General features: G+C 62.4%; 18 protein-coding genes. 11 read left to right on the forward strand and 7 right to left on the reverse strand.

What is annotated here, in order from left to right; genetic code table 11:
- Window positions 1–74 precede the first annotated feature (74 nt).
- Entirely contained in the window at window positions 75–779 is a 705-nt protein-coding gene (locus tag MOK15_RS09910; protein WP_242931461.1) for a DUF6118 family protein, read from the reverse strand.
- Between the two features lie 15 nt (window positions 780–794).
- Window positions 795–3,767, reverse strand: coding sequence for a Ti-type conjugative transfer relaxase TraA (traA, locus tag MOK15_RS09915; protein WP_242931462.1), 2,973 nt, complete (start codon window positions 3,765–3,767; stop codon window positions 795–797).
- Between the two features lie 173 nt (window positions 3,768–3,940).
- On the opposite strand from traA, the gene MOK15_RS09920 reads away from it, so the two are divergent.
- The 4 genes from MOK15_RS09920 to MOK15_RS09935 all read left to right on the forward strand — a co-directional run bounded on the left by MOK15_RS09920 (window position 3,941) and on the right by MOK15_RS09935 (window position 5,447).
- Window positions 3,941–4,246: a conjugal transfer protein TraD gene (locus MOK15_RS09920; protein WP_242931463.1), complete on the forward strand. Its 306-nt coding sequence runs from the start codon at window positions 3,941–3,943 to the stop codon at window positions 4,244–4,246.
- A gap of 22 nt (window positions 4,247–4,268) precedes the next feature.
- Window positions 4,269–4,532 (forward strand): conjugal transfer protein TraD, encoded by a 264-nt coding sequence (locus tag MOK15_RS09925; protein ID WP_242931464.1) that lies wholly within the window; start codon window positions 4,269–4,271, stop codon window positions 4,530–4,532.
- Between the two features lie 8 nt (window positions 4,533–4,540).
- Window positions 4,541–5,113, forward strand: coding sequence for a hypothetical protein (locus tag MOK15_RS09930; RefSeq protein ID WP_242931465.1), 573 nt, complete (start codon window positions 4,541–4,543; stop codon window positions 5,111–5,113).
- 160 nt (window positions 5,114–5,273) lie between these two features.
- Entirely contained in the window at window positions 5,274–5,447 is a 174-nt protein-coding gene (locus MOK15_RS09935) for a DUF6771 family protein (protein WP_242931466.1), read from the forward strand.
- 49 nt (window positions 5,448–5,496) lie between these two features.
- Here the strand turns inward: MOK15_RS09935 and MOK15_RS09940 are convergent, their stop codons facing one another.
- From MOK15_RS09940 to MOK15_RS09950, 3 genes are read right to left on the reverse strand one after another with little or no spacing between them, the layout of a single operon-like run.
- Complete coding sequence (locus MOK15_RS09940; RefSeq protein ID WP_242931467.1) at window positions 5,497–6,078, reverse strand: sigma factor-like helix-turn-helix DNA-binding protein; 582 nt, start codon at window positions 6,076–6,078, stop codon at window positions 5,497–5,499.
- Entirely contained in the window at window positions 6,062–6,994 is a 933-nt protein-coding gene (locus tag MOK15_RS09945; protein ID WP_242931468.1) for a DNA-binding protein, read from the reverse strand. Before MOK15_RS09945 ends, MOK15_RS09940 begins: the two co-directional genes overlap by 17 nt.
- Entirely contained in the window at window positions 6,991–8,211 is a 1,221-nt protein-coding gene (locus MOK15_RS09950) for a hypothetical protein (protein ID WP_242931469.1), read from the reverse strand. The genes MOK15_RS09945 and MOK15_RS09950 overlap by 4 nt, the downstream gene beginning before the upstream one ends.
- Before the next feature lie 159 nt (window positions 8,212–8,370).
- Between MOK15_RS09950 and MOK15_RS09955 the strand changes: the two genes are divergently transcribed.
- From MOK15_RS09955 to MOK15_RS09985, 7 genes are all read left to right on the forward strand, one after another.
- Window positions 8,371–8,616: a hypothetical protein gene (locus tag MOK15_RS09955; protein ID WP_242931470.1), complete on the forward strand. Its 246-nt coding sequence runs from the start codon at window positions 8,371–8,373 to the stop codon at window positions 8,614–8,616.
- 45 nt (window positions 8,617–8,661) lie between these two features.
- Window positions 8,662–9,525 (forward strand): hypothetical protein, encoded by an 864-nt coding sequence (locus MOK15_RS09960; protein ID WP_242931471.1) that lies wholly within the window; start codon window positions 8,662–8,664, stop codon window positions 9,523–9,525.
- Between the two features lie 500 nt (window positions 9,526–10,025).
- Window positions 10,026–10,265 carry an AlpA family transcriptional regulator gene (locus MOK15_RS09965; RefSeq protein WP_242931472.1) on the forward strand — a complete coding sequence of 80 codons (240 nt, stop codon included), beginning with the start codon at window positions 10,026–10,028 and terminating at the stop codon, window positions 10,263–10,265.
- Window positions 10,252–10,464 (forward strand): hypothetical protein, encoded by a 213-nt coding sequence (locus tag MOK15_RS09970; RefSeq protein ID WP_242931473.1) that lies wholly within the window; start codon window positions 10,252–10,254, stop codon window positions 10,462–10,464. The genes MOK15_RS09965 and MOK15_RS09970 overlap by 14 nt, the downstream gene beginning before the upstream one ends.
- A 49-nt stretch (window positions 10,465–10,513) precedes the next feature.
- A complete protein-coding gene (locus MOK15_RS09975) occupies window positions 10,514–10,783 on the forward strand; it encodes a type II toxin-antitoxin system prevent-host-death family antitoxin (protein WP_242931474.1) in 270 nt (89 codons plus the stop codon).
- Window positions 10,780–11,214, forward strand: a complete 435-nt coding sequence (locus MOK15_RS09980; RefSeq protein WP_242931475.1) for a type II toxin-antitoxin system VapC family toxin — start codon at window positions 10,780–10,782, stop codon at window positions 11,212–11,214. The genes MOK15_RS09975 and MOK15_RS09980 overlap by 4 nt, the downstream gene beginning before the upstream one ends.
- Window positions 11,211–12,851 (forward strand): recombinase family protein, encoded by a 1,641-nt coding sequence (locus MOK15_RS09985; RefSeq protein ID WP_242931476.1) that lies wholly within the window; start codon window positions 11,211–11,213, stop codon window positions 12,849–12,851. The genes MOK15_RS09980 and MOK15_RS09985 overlap by 4 nt, the downstream gene beginning before the upstream one ends.
- Before the next feature lie 57 nt (window positions 12,852–12,908).
- On the opposite strand, the gene MOK15_RS09990 is transcribed toward MOK15_RS09985, so the two are convergent.
- Both MOK15_RS09990 and MOK15_RS09995 read right to left on the reverse strand, forming a co-directional pair.
- The gene (locus tag MOK15_RS09990; RefSeq protein ID WP_242931477.1) at window positions 12,909–13,193 is read right to left on the reverse strand and encodes a zf-TFIIB domain-containing protein; all 285 of its coding nucleotides are present in this window, start codon (window positions 13,191–13,193) and stop codon (window positions 12,909–12,911) included.
- A 5-nt stretch (window positions 13,194–13,198) separates the two neighbouring features.
- Window positions 13,199–13,909, reverse strand: a complete 711-nt coding sequence (locus MOK15_RS09995; protein ID WP_242931478.1) for a Bax inhibitor-1/YccA family protein — start codon at window positions 13,907–13,909, stop codon at window positions 13,199–13,201.
- Between the last annotated feature and the right edge of the window lie 43 nt (window positions 13,910–13,952).

Genomic DNA, 13,952 nt, shown 5'->3' on the forward strand with positions numbered 1-13,952 from the left:
ATCGGACTTTCAAACAATGTTTGTCATAAATTGGCCGCCGCTCCTCGCCGATTCCTGCGGGCGGATGTAATCTTTCAGGATAGCGATGGCCCTATGCTGATGACGCAGCGTACCGGCGCCTTGGCTTTGACGGCCGCCCGCTCACATGCATCTATAGTATCGCGGTTCGTCTGCCGCATATTGGCCGCGTCAACGATGGCCTGCCAGCCTTCCGGGTTCCCGGCCTGCATCAGGCGGGTGCCCGCGTCCCACAATGTCGGCTCACCAATGATATGCGCGGCCATCTTCTCGGGCATGTGCCAGCCCTGCGGCAGGGCGCGCAGGACAACGCCCGGCAGGATCGACCAGGCCATCATCCCGGCCACCATTCCACCACCGATGGCCCACAGGATGCGGCGACGCTGCGCGCAGATCGTGGCGACCGTGCCGGCCAGATGCTCCATGCGTGACGCCGCGCCGTCTATCCGCTCCTTTGCCTGTTTGATGGTCGCAGCGTCCTCCGCCCGAGCGCTGGTCCCGGCCGCCGCGATCTGGTCGGCCATTGCGTCGGACGTGACCTGCATCGCCGGACGGCGTGCAAGCGTGTTGATCGCGTTGCGCATCTTCTCCAGCAGGGCCGCGATCTCGCCCAGCGTCTCGCTATAGTCGGGCGTGGCTTCCCGTTTGGCGGCAAGCCCGGCAATGGCCGCTTCCAACAGGTCTATCTTCTCCGCAAGGCGCGTGAAAGCAATGGCAGCCGGATCGGGTTCGGGGGCAAGTGTCGGTAAACTACTATCCATGATCTTGTCTCCTTCTCATCTGCTCATGCCGTGGCCGCGCCCCATCTCGATGCCGACGCTGTTGGAAAGATCCTGGGAGAGCTTGCGGCCGGTATCGAAATCGATCCCGAGTTCCTGCTTGCGGCTGCGCAGGATCGATTCCATCTGCGCGTCGCGTTCGAGGCTTTTCGCTATGCCCGCCATTTGTTCGGTAATTTTGCGCGCGCCCCGGAAATCTTCATCGTGTTGGAGTTCCTGGCGATGCTGGCCGAGTTGTCTCCAGCCTTCCACGAACCGGTCGGCGCGCTTGTCGGGATCGACGCGGATTTCCGCTTCCAGTTGCATGGCGCGGATAGCGCCCTGAACCCGCCCACCGGCCGCATCCGATACCAATGCGGGATCGCGGCCATAGGCCTGCTCCATGTCCTTCACCGCATGTTTTGCGGTCTGGGTCAGCGCTTCGCGGGCCTTGTCGAGTTCGGCCTGCTGGTGCGGCAGGACGGGCAAGCCCTGGTCCTGCATCTTCCAGATGCTGGCAACAGCGCGGGCGTGGCGCTGGACCGCAAGGTCGCGCATCCGCTCGCGCGCGGCCCGCGCCGTCTCCGCCGGATCGAGACGCTGCTCAATCGGGCGAAACCCTTCGAACGTACCGCGTTGCCGTTCCGGGCTGGGTGATGCGTGGCGATCCTGCTGCTCAAGCGACAAGCGCAGACCATCGAAGATGCTGCGTGCCTTTTCGGCCCCTGTGCGGACGATTTCCGCGACCCGCTCGCGGAACGTGATGCCGCGCCGCTCGGCGAAGGCGCGCGCAGGATCGGCCTTTTCGTAATCGCTCGCCATGTCCTTGGTGCGCTCACGGCTGAGCGTGCGGACAAGTCGGGATTCGTCGCGAAAATCGTCGCGGCCATAGTGCAGCACCAAGCCGTCCCGATGCCGCGTCAGGCCGACATAGGAACCGTGGCGATCCATGCCCGGCGTCGCCAGCACATGGGCCTTATCCACGGTCATGCCTTGCGCCTTGTGGATGGTGGCGGCATAGCCGTGATCGACATGGGCATAATCCTTCATGTCGAACGCGACGGATCGCCCGTCGTCGGTGCGCACGGCCATATGGCCTTCGCTGACCTTCTCGATCGTTCCCAGCGTGCCGTTCTTCACCGCAAGGCTGCGTTCGTTGCGCAGGAACATCACGCGGTCGCCGCAGGCGAAAGCGCGGGTGCCGCGCTCGGTCTTCACGCGAACATCATCGCCTAGCTCGCTCGCCTGCCGCATCCGGTCGCGTGCCGCCTTGTTCAGTTCGCGCACTTCGTCGTTCGTATGGGTGAGGATGATGCGGCTGGCTTGCGGGTTGTCCTGCCGTTCGCGATCCCAGCGGGCGACAAGATCGTCGCGCGCCTGTTCGCGCGTTTCGGCCGCATGAACCATGCCGTGGTCGGCATAGGCCCGGATCGCCTCGCCGGTTCGGCCGGTGGCGAGATGCCGGGTGGCGTCGCGCTGCCATTCCTCATGCTGGCGGCGCACCTGCGTGATCTCGACGCCGCCATGCCGTTCATGGATCGCGCGAAAGGCCGCACCCGCCTCGATCGCCTGCAACTGCTGGGGATCGCCTACCAATACCACCTTGGCCCCTGCGTCGGCGGCATGGGACAGAACCCGCTCCATCTGGCGGGTGCCGACCATGCCCGCTTCATCGATCACCAGCACATCGCGGGCGGTGAGCATGTCGCGGCCCTGACTCCAGCCATGTTCCATACTGGCGATGGTGCGGGACGCTATGTCGGCACCATTCTCAAGCCCCTCGGCGGCGATGCCCGACAGAGCTGCGCCGCGCACCTCAAACCCCGCGCGCTCCCATGCCTCGCGCGCTACGCCCAGCATCGCGCTCTTGCCGGTCCCGGCATAGCCGACGACAACGCTCAAGCCACGGTCGCCCGTCACATGCTCGAACGCTGTGCGCTGCTCGCCGGTCAGCACAAGTCCGCTCGCCTCCGCGCGCGACAGCGCGTCGGCGCGCGCCTTCTCGTCCACGCGATGCCGTTCGCGCTCTGCCATCAATGCGCTGGCTTGGCTCAACCGCTGTTCGGTCTCGATCATGTCGCGGCTGGTAAAGCGATCGTCGCCGCGCCCGTCCTTGCCCAATTCGATCAGGTCGGACGAAGCGCGAACGGCACTCATCGCCCGGTCGAACTGTTCCTTTCCATCCGTATGGCGATGCACGAACATCGCCATATCGCGCCGGGTAAATGTCGCCTGATGGTGGGTGATCGCATCCAGGGTGACGCGCGGCTTCGCGATGATGCGTTCGCCGTTGCGCCGGGCGACGGCGCGATGATCCTCGATGCGCTCGGATTCCAGCCCGCGTTCGCCCATGCGTTGCGCAGCGGGGCCGATCTTGTCTTGCGGCTCAAGGTCGATGCCTTGCGCCTCCAGGCTACGGTGATCGATCCTTGCATCTATGTCGAGTTCGGCAAGGCGGGCGTTGACATGCTCGGCCCAGCGTTCGCGCCATTGCTCGACCAGTTCGGCGCGGTTCCAGTCGCGCACCTTCTGCCCGAAACCGTCCTCGCCCACCTCGCGCATGGTCAGCATGACATGGGCATGGGGTTTGGGCTGGCCGTCGCTGCCCGTGTCCCAATGGATATTGAGGTCAGCGATCATGCCGGACGCGACAAACTCGACCGACACGAAGTCGCGAGCCAGTTCAATGCCCTGGGCCTGGGTCATCTCGCGCGGAATGGCGAACTCGACCTCGCGGGAAAGCTGCGCGTCCTTGCGCTTCTCGGTCGCCTCGACCTCGTTCCAAAGGGTAGCGCGATCCGCAAAGCGTTCAGGTGCGCCTTCGGGCAGCAGCACTTCGCTATGAACGACGCCCGACTTGTTGGTGAAGTCATGGTCGCGGTCCAGTCGCTCGTCGTGCAGGCGCTCAGCCGAACGATAGGCAGCGGCGGCCACGGCGCTGCGACCGCTGGCGCGACTGATGACCTGAACGGAGAAATGGAAGATCGCCATGACGATCGTCCATCTACTACGCTCAAGCGCACGTCGGAACGACGTATAAGCGCGCCCTTCTCGAAATTTTCTCGGACGGGACTAGGCGGTGTCAGCCCGTCCCGGCGACTCTACTGCATCACCGCTCGCACTCTTCTATCATGGCTGCATCGTCACTCAATGGAGACTTTGCGATGCGTAAACCTCGCGACTTCGATTCGGAACTCAAAGCGCTTGCCGACAAGGCGAAGGCGCTCAAGGAACGCCGCGTGCGCCAGCTTGGCGAACTGGTGACGGCGACCGGAGCCGACACGCTCGACGCCGATGTGCTGGCCGGGGCGCTGCTCCATGCCGCTACGGTGAAGGACGCCGCAACAAAGGAGGGGTGGCGCAAGGCAGGGGCGAGCTTCTTTCAGGGCAAGGGCGGTAAGCCTGCGGGCGGACCTGAACGCAGTCCGAGCGGCACTTTTCCGCTCGACGGTGGCGCGGCATCGCATTGAGGCAAGGAAAGCGCGAACCGACATGCGGGACTGGGTTGTGAAGCGTCGGGAGAGAACGAAGCACCTGATCGAACTGGGCGGTCTCGTCATCAAGGCCGGGCTGGTCGATCTCACCGATGATGACCGGGCGACGCTCTATGGCGTGTTCCTTGACGTGGCGGACAGGTTGCGGGGCGAGGAACGGGCCAACGCGCTGGCGCTCTGGCAACGCAAGGGCAAGCGTGCGTTCGAAATCGAGCAGAAAACGAAAGATGAGACTTTTGTGCTCAAGGGGCCGATGCCATAAATATGGGCATGTCGTGGATTGCCATCATTCTTATCCAAACGGCCGGATTGCCGCCGCCCAAGTGCGAGGTGGACCGCGATGCAATGATCGCTCTCGACCCGCACGCATTCGATCAGGACATGGACGGCGGATGGCGGGCGCTTGCAGTCAAGCCCGACTGTCAACTGGCTGCGGCCGATCTCATCAAGGACTATCGTGCCGCCCATCCAGGACATGGCACCATATTGTTCTGGCATGAAGGGCAGTTAAGAGCGGGGGCCGGGCAGTCGGAAAAGGCGCTGTCCCTGTTTGAACAGTCTCACCAGCAGCCGAACCAGTTGAATGTCGATACGGGCTGGAATGCCTATGTCGATGCCTCGATCGCGTTCCTGCGCCATGATGCCACAGCACTGAAAACGGCCCGCGACAAATTGGCAAATTTGCCGCCGCCTGCTCAGCAGCCTGACGCAACGCCGGAAGCAAGGGAGATCAAGGTTCAGTCATGGCCGCCAAATCTTGATGTCGTGGACGGCCTGGTTTCCTGCTTCGATCAACCATATAGCATCGCCTACAGCCAATCATGTCGGCCTCACCAGCCCTGAACTGCTAGCTGGCCGAGGTTTTGCCTGACGCGCTACCCCTCAGACATATTTCCCGGCAGCAAGCCATGGCGCAATCCGCAACGGAACGTCTGCGCAGTAGGCCGCCTGTTCGGGGCTGATACATTGGCCAGTAAGGTTTGAGCCGCCATAGGGCAGCGCCATGGACGAACAAATCAATGCAATCATCCTGCGCGTCATCGAACGCGCACCGCAATGGATACGGCATGACCTGGAATCGAAGGATGTCAGCGTGCGCGCCAGGGCGGAGGAAACGCTGGCGGCGATGATCGCCAATGCGCTTGAGGAGGGAAGCGGCGACTCTCCTGGGGATTAGCGCTATGGCAGCGTGAAGGGCAACAGGCATCCAGCCGCCGCCTCTCCGCTCATCTCTCCGTCGATATGCAACCGCTGCGTAACCATGGCTCGAACCTTTCCGGTCCTTGAGCAAGGTGCCGGACAGCGCGCCGCATCCGGCACATGACGACCCATCTGACCGTACACTTGCGTTGCGCGATTTCCGCATAGCTGAGATGGTCGACCTGATGGAGCATGAACGTCTCGAATGCGTTTGACGGCATAGTGTCGAGCATCATCCGCGTCATGAGTGCATCGTCATCGCCCTCATCGTCCCACGGAATCGGCAACACGCTGTTGATTTTCCGCAGCCTGTCCTCGCAATAGCGGCGATGACGCTGGCGAAGCTCAGTCTCGGCCAGCGCGATCGGTGCACGCCGCCAGCGCCGGGGCGTATCGCCGTCAAGGGCAGCAGCGATCATCGACAAGGCTTCGGCCATACAGCATTCCACGGCGGGGATCGTGATCGACAGTCGCCCGGCGATCTGCCGATAGGAACAATCGTCCACCCGATGCAGCAGGAACACCACGCGGGTCAGCGGTGGAAGGCGCGCCACCGCATCGCAATAGGCCGCCTGCAATCGGGGATCGATGTCATGCGATGCGGACATGATTGGCCTCCCGCGCAAGCATGGCGACCGCCTCCTGCCTCTCAAGACAGATGGTATGTACCAGCCGATGCAGCGCCGCCGTGCAGTCCATCGCCCACGCCAGTTCCTCGCCGCTGATCCTGTAGCTCCGCCCATAGCGCACCTCGACATAGGCACGGCGGATGCAGCCGAAGACGCGGCGCTCGAACGGCGTGTCGCGTGGCCATGCGAGGGAAAGCCGCATGTCGAGATATTCGGCGACCTCGCGCAGTTCGTCCAGCGCATGGGTGCGCAGGCCATTGAGGGTCAGCGACCATGCCACGCATTGATAAAGATGTTCGCACGCCTGATGCAGCAGCAATGCCGCCATCGGGGCATTACCCCGGCCTTGATAGAAGGCCGCGCCCATGAAGAAATCCCCGGCCCGTCCATACCAGCGGCTGAACTCGGCTTTTCCACGCTCATGCTGGCGAGCGGCAGGCAATGTGCGCGGCGATTCCAACCGCCCGCTGCCCGCTTCGTAGAGCGCGATGCCTTCGCTCGCGATGGTGACGAACCAGGGCACGCCATGGACGAGTGCGTTGTTCACATGACTCAATGTATGGACGCACAGGCGCACAGGATGCGCGATCTCGCCCATCTCCCACGCCCGTCGCAGCCGGTCGCGGATCGGTGCCCAATCATCGCGGCGCGCGGCGATCCGGCGATGATTGACGATTGCGAGCAACCGGATCGGTGCGGCAGGCGGGACCGATGCCTGATCCTGCGCCGTGTGCGGACCATAGAGGATGAGTTTATCGATATGGGCCGTCTTGAAGCGTTCCGTGCGCTTGCGCGCGCATAGGGCGTCGAAGCCTTCGAACAGCAGCGCAGCGGCCCGGTACAGTTCCTGCCGCATGGCGATCGGCAAATGGTCGAGGTCAGCGCGCAGCATCATGCGTCGTCCTCCCCTGGCAGGCCGGTATAGCCGGTCATCCGGCCCACGTCGGCGAGCAACGTCGCCACCGTTTCCACGATCTCGGCAGGCGGCATAATGGCGAGTATGTCGCGCGACTGACCGGTCAGTCGGCCGTCCCGGTGATAGCGGGTAAGCGGCGGGATCAACCGTGCCAGTTCCTCGGAGGGAGACGGCAGGCCGTTCGCCTGGGTTTCCTCCAGCGCGCGTTCAAGGTCGAGGCCGATTTGGAGGCGGTTCCAGTCGTCCGAGTAGCCCGCGCGCAGCAGCAGCGTCTTCAAGGCGAACTCGGTCGCATAGGCCGCTTCGCGCACGACCAGCGAGGGACGGTCCCGCGCATGTGCTTCCACCATCATCCCGACAAAATCCACCGCGCGGCGATAGAGCGTCACAGCGAGGATGCGGTCGAAGTCGCCCGGACGGTGATAGAGATCGAGATTATACCGGGGATGTCCCCCAAGCGCCGGACGAAGCGACCGGGGCCGCGCATCGTCGCCAAGCGTAGCCAACAGAGTGCCGAATGCCTCGGCCAGATACATTTCGGCTTCGGCCTGGCTCGTCTCCAGCGCGCCCGCGATCCGGGCGAGGTCGAAGCCGTGGCGGCGATATTGGGCGAAGGCTGTGCGTGGCGGCTCGTCCAGCGCCTCGGCTGCCGCCGCGATCCGATCATGGATCGCCTGAGACTGGGCATCCCTTGGCGGGTCAATCGCCCCATCGAAGAGAATGATCCCGCCTTCGTAACGCTCGGCAAGCCAGGGATTGGTGCGGTGGAAACGTTCCGCCTCGGCGATAGTGAAGACGGAAAGCTCGATGGCGATCGCCCGGCCCAGTTCCGACTTCAGGACGGCCTGGGCGCGACCCCAATAGCGATCCAGTCCCTTATAGGCCTCGTGATCCACGAAGGCCCAGATATCGAATATAAGAGGTTCGTATCCCCATTTGATCCGCGTTCGTGTGTTGGCATGATCCCCGACCAGCATCAGCCAGTGCAGCGTTCCGCGCCTCGGCGCACTGCTGCGGTGATCGACGAAATAGGCGCGCAATATCCGTACCGCGCGTTCCATCGCCATCCGGCCGATGGCATCGAGATGCCGCACGCGCGCCGGGACGCGCTCGCGCATATCGTGGAATGCGTGCAATGCGCGTTCCTGCTCATCCACAAGAGGAAGCGGGCGTGACTTCTTCGCCTCGTCGTCCATAAGACCCTCCATCCCGCATCCATGGCGGATGAGGCGGAAGCAACAGGGCGGATGCGAAACGATCCCGAAACTCCCGCATGATTCGCGATGCCTGATGCGCCATTGCCTTGCTCAAGAAAGCCATTGCATCAATATACGACATCGTTTAATCATTAAACGATGTCGTATATACGATTAAACGATAGCGTCAACGAGTTTGACTTGGAGATTGTCTCATCACCCGATAGCGACGGAACCATGGGACGCCCGCCGCTTGGAATGAAGCCGACGACGATCAGGCTATCAACTGACACGATCCGCCGTATCGAGGCGCTCGTTGGAAACCGGCGATTGGCGCTATTCATCCGGGAAGCGGTCGAAAACGAATTGCAGCGGCGCGAAAAGCCGGAACAGCGCAAGGAATAATCAGCGAGTGTCCTGCTTCAGCTGCAATTTTTGCGGGGAGGTCTGATGACATTACACAAGCTCCTTTGGCTGGCGCTTGTCGCCTGGTTAGGCATCGGCCATGCCAAAGCTCAGACGAGTTCCGAATTCGAGGTTGCGGGCCTGCATCTGGGCATGACCCTTTCCCAAGCCAGGCAATCGCTGGTGGAGAAGGGGTACAATGTCGAGACGCAAAGTTTGACAATAGACTGGCTCGACAAGGCCACGTTACCGCTCCGGCTCGTCGCGAGGCGAGCCAACGCGGAGGCGCATTCTTCCGAATATGTCCAGGTCTGGCTTAGCCATCCGCCGTCCGAAGCCGTCGTGCTTGGCGTTTATCGCGGTATAACCCATGACAGAGATACAGGACCGCTCGCCACGGCATATTTTGATCTGGCGCGCGAAAAGGCGGGGTTCGAAATTTATCGCCATTTGGCCAATGTCTATGCCGCAAGGCCATGGGTGGATGAACAGTTGATCCGCTGGCGTCCGGATGGCAAGCGCGTCACGAGTTTTGGCAAGCTGTTGTCCAACTTGCCTTCTAGCGAACCGACACTCGATCCATGTGTGGCCAATTACCGTCCCACCCATTCGGGAGGAATACTCGTTGGCGCACGGCCGTCAGTGCCCCTTGAAACGGTCTCATTTGCATCCAGCGCTGACGCAGGCCCCAACGCCACAGGATTTTTCATCCCCCGCCTTTCATGCGGCGCCACATTCGAGAGCCTGATCGTACAGGACGGCATCGGGCTGGCGCAGGAGGTAGGGCTACTTCTGATTGACCAATCTGGAATGGTCAAAAACGCCGCTGAATATCGCAGGTGGAAGAGTACGCGCGATCAAGCTGACAGCGAAACTCGCCGTAGCCAAGCCTCAAAGGCTGAGCTGTGAAAGGAGCCCGCCACAGCGGCGATCCAATTTTGGCATGGGCGGGCACGCGCGGGACGCCCACAATCTGCCTCTCACTCCCTGCGTGCGAAAGCTAGACCCTGAAATGTACAAGGCGGTACTGAGTGCCGAACCGGCACTACAGTGTCCACGCCCTTGCGAACCGGGATCATCTGAGACAATCTGATTCGCGACTGACAGGCCATCGAGAAAGGTTCGATGGAGATGTCAAACTCATCATAGCGCCGACATTTGCGGGGACAGGCGAGCGCAAATCGTGATAATCAGGCAACAGTGCCGGAAAAAATGCGTGTTGGTAACGAAGCGGGACAGGTCCCGCAAGTTCCCTACAAGACCCTCCATGTCCCTCGGTGTCCCTCTATAGCCCTATGACTTAGGTCCGGGCAGTCTTGCGCGCTATGCACGCTTCTTGTCTTTGGCAGAAACCCGGTCAATTCTGGCTTTAGGGGGTATTCGCAACGCATGACTTGAAAGCGCCCTCTATGCCGAACGCCGATCGCATCATTCGCCTCAAAACCGTTCTCGACCGTACCGGCCTTTCCCGGTCCACCATCTACCGCAAGATCGCGGACGGAACATTCCCCCGGCAGGTGCCGATCAGCGTCCATGGCGCGGGCTGGCACGAATCCGCCGTCAATCGCTGGGTTGCCGATCCCGGCCGCTACCGGGCCGACAACGATAATCCACCGTCGCTTGGGAAGGCCGGCCATGGAGAGGGGTGACGACGCCACCCGGCCCGATCGCCTGAGCGCCGCCAACGACAACGGGCCGGACGGCGGACCGCCCGATGTGGACGTGGATGCGGCGCTGACCCGCATAGCACAGGCCATTGGCCGCCACATCGCGCGCCAGCATATCCGGGTGCGCAAGGCGGCTAATGACAATGAGGGGGAGGCCGGTTTGCCGCCCGCTGGACCTTGACATTTTGCTCATATTTGACTATTATGACCATAGTATAGGAGATATGGTTATGACCATCGAAATGCAGTCGGATAGCTGGACCGTGGCGCAGGCCAAGGCCCGCTTAAGCGAAGTGATCGAAAAGGCGCGGCGTGAACCCCAGGCGATTACCCGCCACGGCAAAAGCGCCGTGGTTGTGGTCGATGCCGCCTTGTGGGAACGGGTCAAGCGCCGCGAGCGTCGCGGCAACTTCGCCGACTTCCTGCTGACGTCGCCGCTGCGAGGGTCTGGCCTGGAGATTGAACGCCTCAAGGGCGGCGTTCGCGAGATCGAGCTATGAGTTTCCTGCTCGACACCAACATTATCTCCGAAGGCGCGAAACTGCGCCCTGATCCCGGCGTGATGGACTGGCTGGCGTCGATGGACGAGGAACAGATGTTCCTCAGTGTCGTGTCGCTGGCCGAACTGCGCCACGGCATCGAGCGCATGGACAAGGGCGGCCGCAAGGCCAGCCTCGACATATGGCTGACCGAGCAACTGGCGCCCCGCTTCGAGGAGCGGCTGTTGCTGGTGGATACCGGCACTGCCGACCAGTGGGGCCGGATCGTCGCCCGTTCCCAGGCTGCAGGCCGCCCGATTGGCGCAATGGACGCTTTCATTGCCGCGCACGCCCAGCAACATGACCTGACATTGGTGACACGCAACATCTCCGACTTTGAGGCGAGCGGCATTCGTCTCTTCAACCCCTGGACCGAAGGGAAGGCCTCATGAACCGTATCGCTCTTTATGCCCGTTACTCCTCCGACCAGCAAAGCGCGGCATCGATCGAGGATCAGTTGCGTATCTGCCGCGAGCGCGCCGAGCGTGAGGGCTGGCATGTCGTGCATAGCTATGAGGATGCCGCGATCTCGGGCGCCAGCATGATCCTGCGTCCTGGCATCCAGTCGTTGGTACAGGACGCGCAAGCGGGGAAGTTCGACATGGTGCTGGCCGAGGCGCTTGACCGCGTGTCGCGCGATCAGGCGGACGTGGCCACGCTCTACAAGCATCTCCAGTTCGCGCGCGTGCCGCTGGTGACGCTAGCCGAAGGCGAGATTTCGGAACTCCATGTCGGCCTCAAGGGCACGATGAACGCGTTGTTCCTGAAAGACCTTGCAAAGAAGACCCATCGCGGCCAGCGCGGGCGCGTCGAGAAGGGCTTTTCGGCGGGACCGGTGGGCTATGGCTATCGCACGGTGCGGCGGCTTTCGAGCGAGGGCGAACTGGTGCGCGGCGAATGTCGGATCGAGCCGTCCGAAGTGCCGGTGGTGGAGCGCATCTTTCATGAGTTTGCGGCGGGCAAGAGCCCGCGCGCCATTGCCCGCGATCTCAACGCGAACGGCGTGCCCGGCCCCTCGGGGCGTGCGTGGAGCGATACGACCATACGCGGCAAGCGCAGCCGGGGCTTCGGTATTCTTAACAACGAACTTTATGTCGGCGTGCGGGTCTGGAACCACAAGCATCACCTCAAGGATCCGCGCACCGGCCGGGCGGTGGCTCGGACCAATCCTGAATCCGAATGGGTGCGAGTGGAAGTCCCGCAATTGCGCATCGTAAGCGACGCACTGTGGCAGGCCGTGAAGGAGCGGCAGGGCGCATTGGCCGTGCAATACAAGCCGATGATCGATGGCGTTCATGCCGCGCAGGCCAGCCGCATGCATCTGGCCCGCCGCCCTGCTTATCTGCTGTCGGGCCTTGTTGAATGCGGGGTGTGCGGCGACAAGATGGGGGTTGTAGCCAATGGGCGCATTGGCTGCCCTAATCATCACCGCCGCCATGTCTGTACCAACAGCCGGACCATCCTTCGCGAGACGCTGGAACAGCGTGCGCTTGCGGGCCTGGCCGAACGGCTCGTCTCACCGGACAAGGTGCAGGCTGCGGTCGCTGCCTATGCCGACTATATCAACCGCGAGAACCGTGAGCAGCGGGCGCAGGTGGAAACCGACGCTCGCGCGCTGGAGAAGATCGACAAGGCCATCGCAGGCATCATGACTGCGATCGAAGACGGGCTGTATCAGCCCGTGATGAAGGCGCGCATGACCGAACTGGAGCGGCAGAAGGCCGACATCGCCGCCCGCATGGCGCAAGCGCCGGAGATGATCCCGGATGTGCATTCGGGTATCGCGGAAATCTATCGCCGCCAGATGAAGCGGTTCACCAAGGCGCTCGAAGACCCTGAGACGCGGCTCGACGCTTCGGACGCCATCCGCTCGCTGATCCAGCGAATCGTCCTGCACCCCGGCGAGAAGCGTGGCGAACTTCACGCTACGCTCCACGGCGCCCTCATGGGCATTTTGGATTTTGCTCAGGACACCCCTCGACCCAAAACCCTTGTTACGACAAAGGTGGGCTTGGGTTCGCTGGCATGACGGAGGAAGTGGGTCGGAACGAAGAAAAAGGCCGGCCCCATCGGAACCGGCCTTTCCTCAATCGAACAGCTCTTCCAGAAAGCTCTTCTTGCACTTTTTCTGATAGTAGCGCCCGTCATCCCGGTCCGGGCGATAGCTTGGCTGGGCGACGGGCGCTGGCTGCGGCGCGGGTGTGGTTGCCTGCCCTGACCGCTCGATGATCTTGTCGAGTTCGCCCCGGTCCAGCCAGACGCCCCGGCATTGCGGGCAATAGTCGATCTCGACCCCCTGCCGGTCCGTCATGGCGAGACCGACATGACAGACCGGGCAGAGCATCGCCGACACCTGGGCGGGATCGCGCATCGCGCTTATTCCCGCTCGCCGGTCAGGCTGAGCAGCATCTGGAACAGGTTGACGAAGTTGAGGTAAAGCGACAGCGCGCCCATCACCTGCATCTTCTGCGCGACCTCATGGCCGGCATAGACGAAATATTCCGACTTGATCCGCTGCACGTCCCAGGCGGTGAGGCCGGTGAAGACCACCACGCCGATGATCGAAATCACCATCGCCATCGCCGACGAGCCGATGAAGATGTTGATGACGCTGGCCACCAATATGCCGATCAGGCCCATGATGAGGAAGCTGCCCATCTTCGTCAGGTCGCGCTGGGTGGTGTAGCCCCAAAGCGCCATGGCGAGGAACATGACCGCCGCCGAGAAGAAGGCCTGGGCAATGCTGCCGCCGGTGAAGACCAGGAACACGCTGCCCAACGACACGCCCATCACCGCGGCAAAGGCGTAGAAGGCAGCGCGCGCGCCCGATGTCGTCATCTTTTCGATACGAAAGCTGAAAAAGAAGACGAAGGCCAAAGGCGCGAACATCGCCACCCATTTGAGGGGCGTGCCAAAGATCGCGGCGGCCAGCACCGGCGTATTGCCGACCAGCGCGGCGACGAGGCCGGTGATGACAAGGCCGATGCCCATGTTGCGGAAGACGCCCAGCATGTGCGCGCGCAGGCCGGCATCGGTATCAACCGACCGGCTGGCGCCATAGCCCGGCATACGAACGGGATTATTCATGGGAAACACTCACTCCATCATAAATATGGTTCGAGTGGCCCGG

Origin of the sequence: Sphingobium sp. BYY-5, from assembly GCF_022758885.1 — a bacterium.
In the GTDB taxonomy this organism is placed as follows: Bacteria; Pseudomonadota; Alphaproteobacteria; order Sphingomonadales; family Sphingomonadaceae; genus Sphingobium.

What these genes read in the sequence shown, in the direction of transcription:
- MOK15_RS09955 (WP_242931470.1), top strand. Translation starts at nt 8,371, where the DNA reads ATGTCGTATATACGATTAAACGATAGCGTCAACGAGTTTGACTTGGAG.
- MOK15_RS09935 (WP_242931466.1), top strand. Translation starts at nt 5,274, where the DNA reads ATGGACGAACAAATCAATGCAATCATCCTGCGCGTCATCGAACGCGCA.
- MOK15_RS09995 (WP_242931478.1), bottom strand. Translation starts at nt 13,909, where the DNA reads ATGAATAATCCCGTTCGTATGCCGGGCTATGGCGCCAGCCGGTCGGTT.
- MOK15_RS09970 (WP_242931473.1), top strand. Translation starts at nt 10,252, where the DNA reads ATGGAGAGGGGTGACGACGCCACCCGGCCCGATCGCCTGAGCGCCGCC.
- MOK15_RS09945 (WP_242931468.1), bottom strand. Translation starts at nt 6,994, where the DNA reads ATGATGCTGCGCGCTGACCTCGACCATTTGCCGATCGCCATGCGGCAG.
- MOK15_RS09910 (WP_242931461.1), bottom strand. Translation starts at nt 779, where the DNA reads ATGGATAGTAGTTTACCGACACTTGCCCCCGAACCCGATCCGGCTGCC.
- MOK15_RS09920 (WP_242931463.1), top strand. Translation starts at nt 3,941, where the DNA reads ATGCGTAAACCTCGCGACTTCGATTCGGAACTCAAAGCGCTTGCCGAC.
- traA (WP_242931462.1), bottom strand. Translation starts at nt 3,767, where the DNA reads ATGGCGATCTTCCATTTCTCCGTTCAGGTCATCAGTCGCGCCAGCGGT.
- MOK15_RS09965 (WP_242931472.1), top strand. Translation starts at nt 10,026, where the DNA reads ATGCCGAACGCCGATCGCATCATTCGCCTCAAAACCGTTCTCGACCGT.
- MOK15_RS09930 (WP_242931465.1), top strand. Translation starts at nt 4,541, where the DNA reads ATGTCGTGGATTGCCATCATTCTTATCCAAACGGCCGGATTGCCGCCG.
- MOK15_RS09950 (WP_242931469.1), bottom strand. Translation starts at nt 8,211, where the DNA reads ATGGACGACGAGGCGAAGAAGTCACGCCCGCTTCCTCTTGTGGATGAG.
- MOK15_RS09990 (WP_242931477.1), bottom strand. Translation starts at nt 13,193, where the DNA reads ATGCGCGATCCCGCCCAGGTGTCGGCGATGCTCTGCCCGGTCTGTCAT.
- MOK15_RS09940 (WP_242931467.1), bottom strand. Translation starts at nt 6,078, where the DNA reads ATGTCCGCATCGCATGACATCGATCCCCGATTGCAGGCGGCCTATTGC.
- MOK15_RS09975 (WP_242931474.1), top strand. Translation starts at nt 10,514, where the DNA reads ATGACCATCGAAATGCAGTCGGATAGCTGGACCGTGGCGCAGGCCAAG.
- MOK15_RS09985 (WP_242931476.1), top strand. Translation starts at nt 11,211, where the DNA reads ATGAACCGTATCGCTCTTTATGCCCGTTACTCCTCCGACCAGCAAAGC.
- MOK15_RS09960 (WP_242931471.1), top strand. Translation starts at nt 8,662, where the DNA reads ATGACATTACACAAGCTCCTTTGGCTGGCGCTTGTCGCCTGGTTAGGC.
- MOK15_RS09980 (WP_242931475.1), top strand. Translation starts at nt 10,780, where the DNA reads ATGAGTTTCCTGCTCGACACCAACATTATCTCCGAAGGCGCGAAACTG.
- MOK15_RS09925 (WP_242931464.1), top strand. Translation starts at nt 4,269, where the DNA reads ATGCGGGACTGGGTTGTGAAGCGTCGGGAGAGAACGAAGCACCTGATC.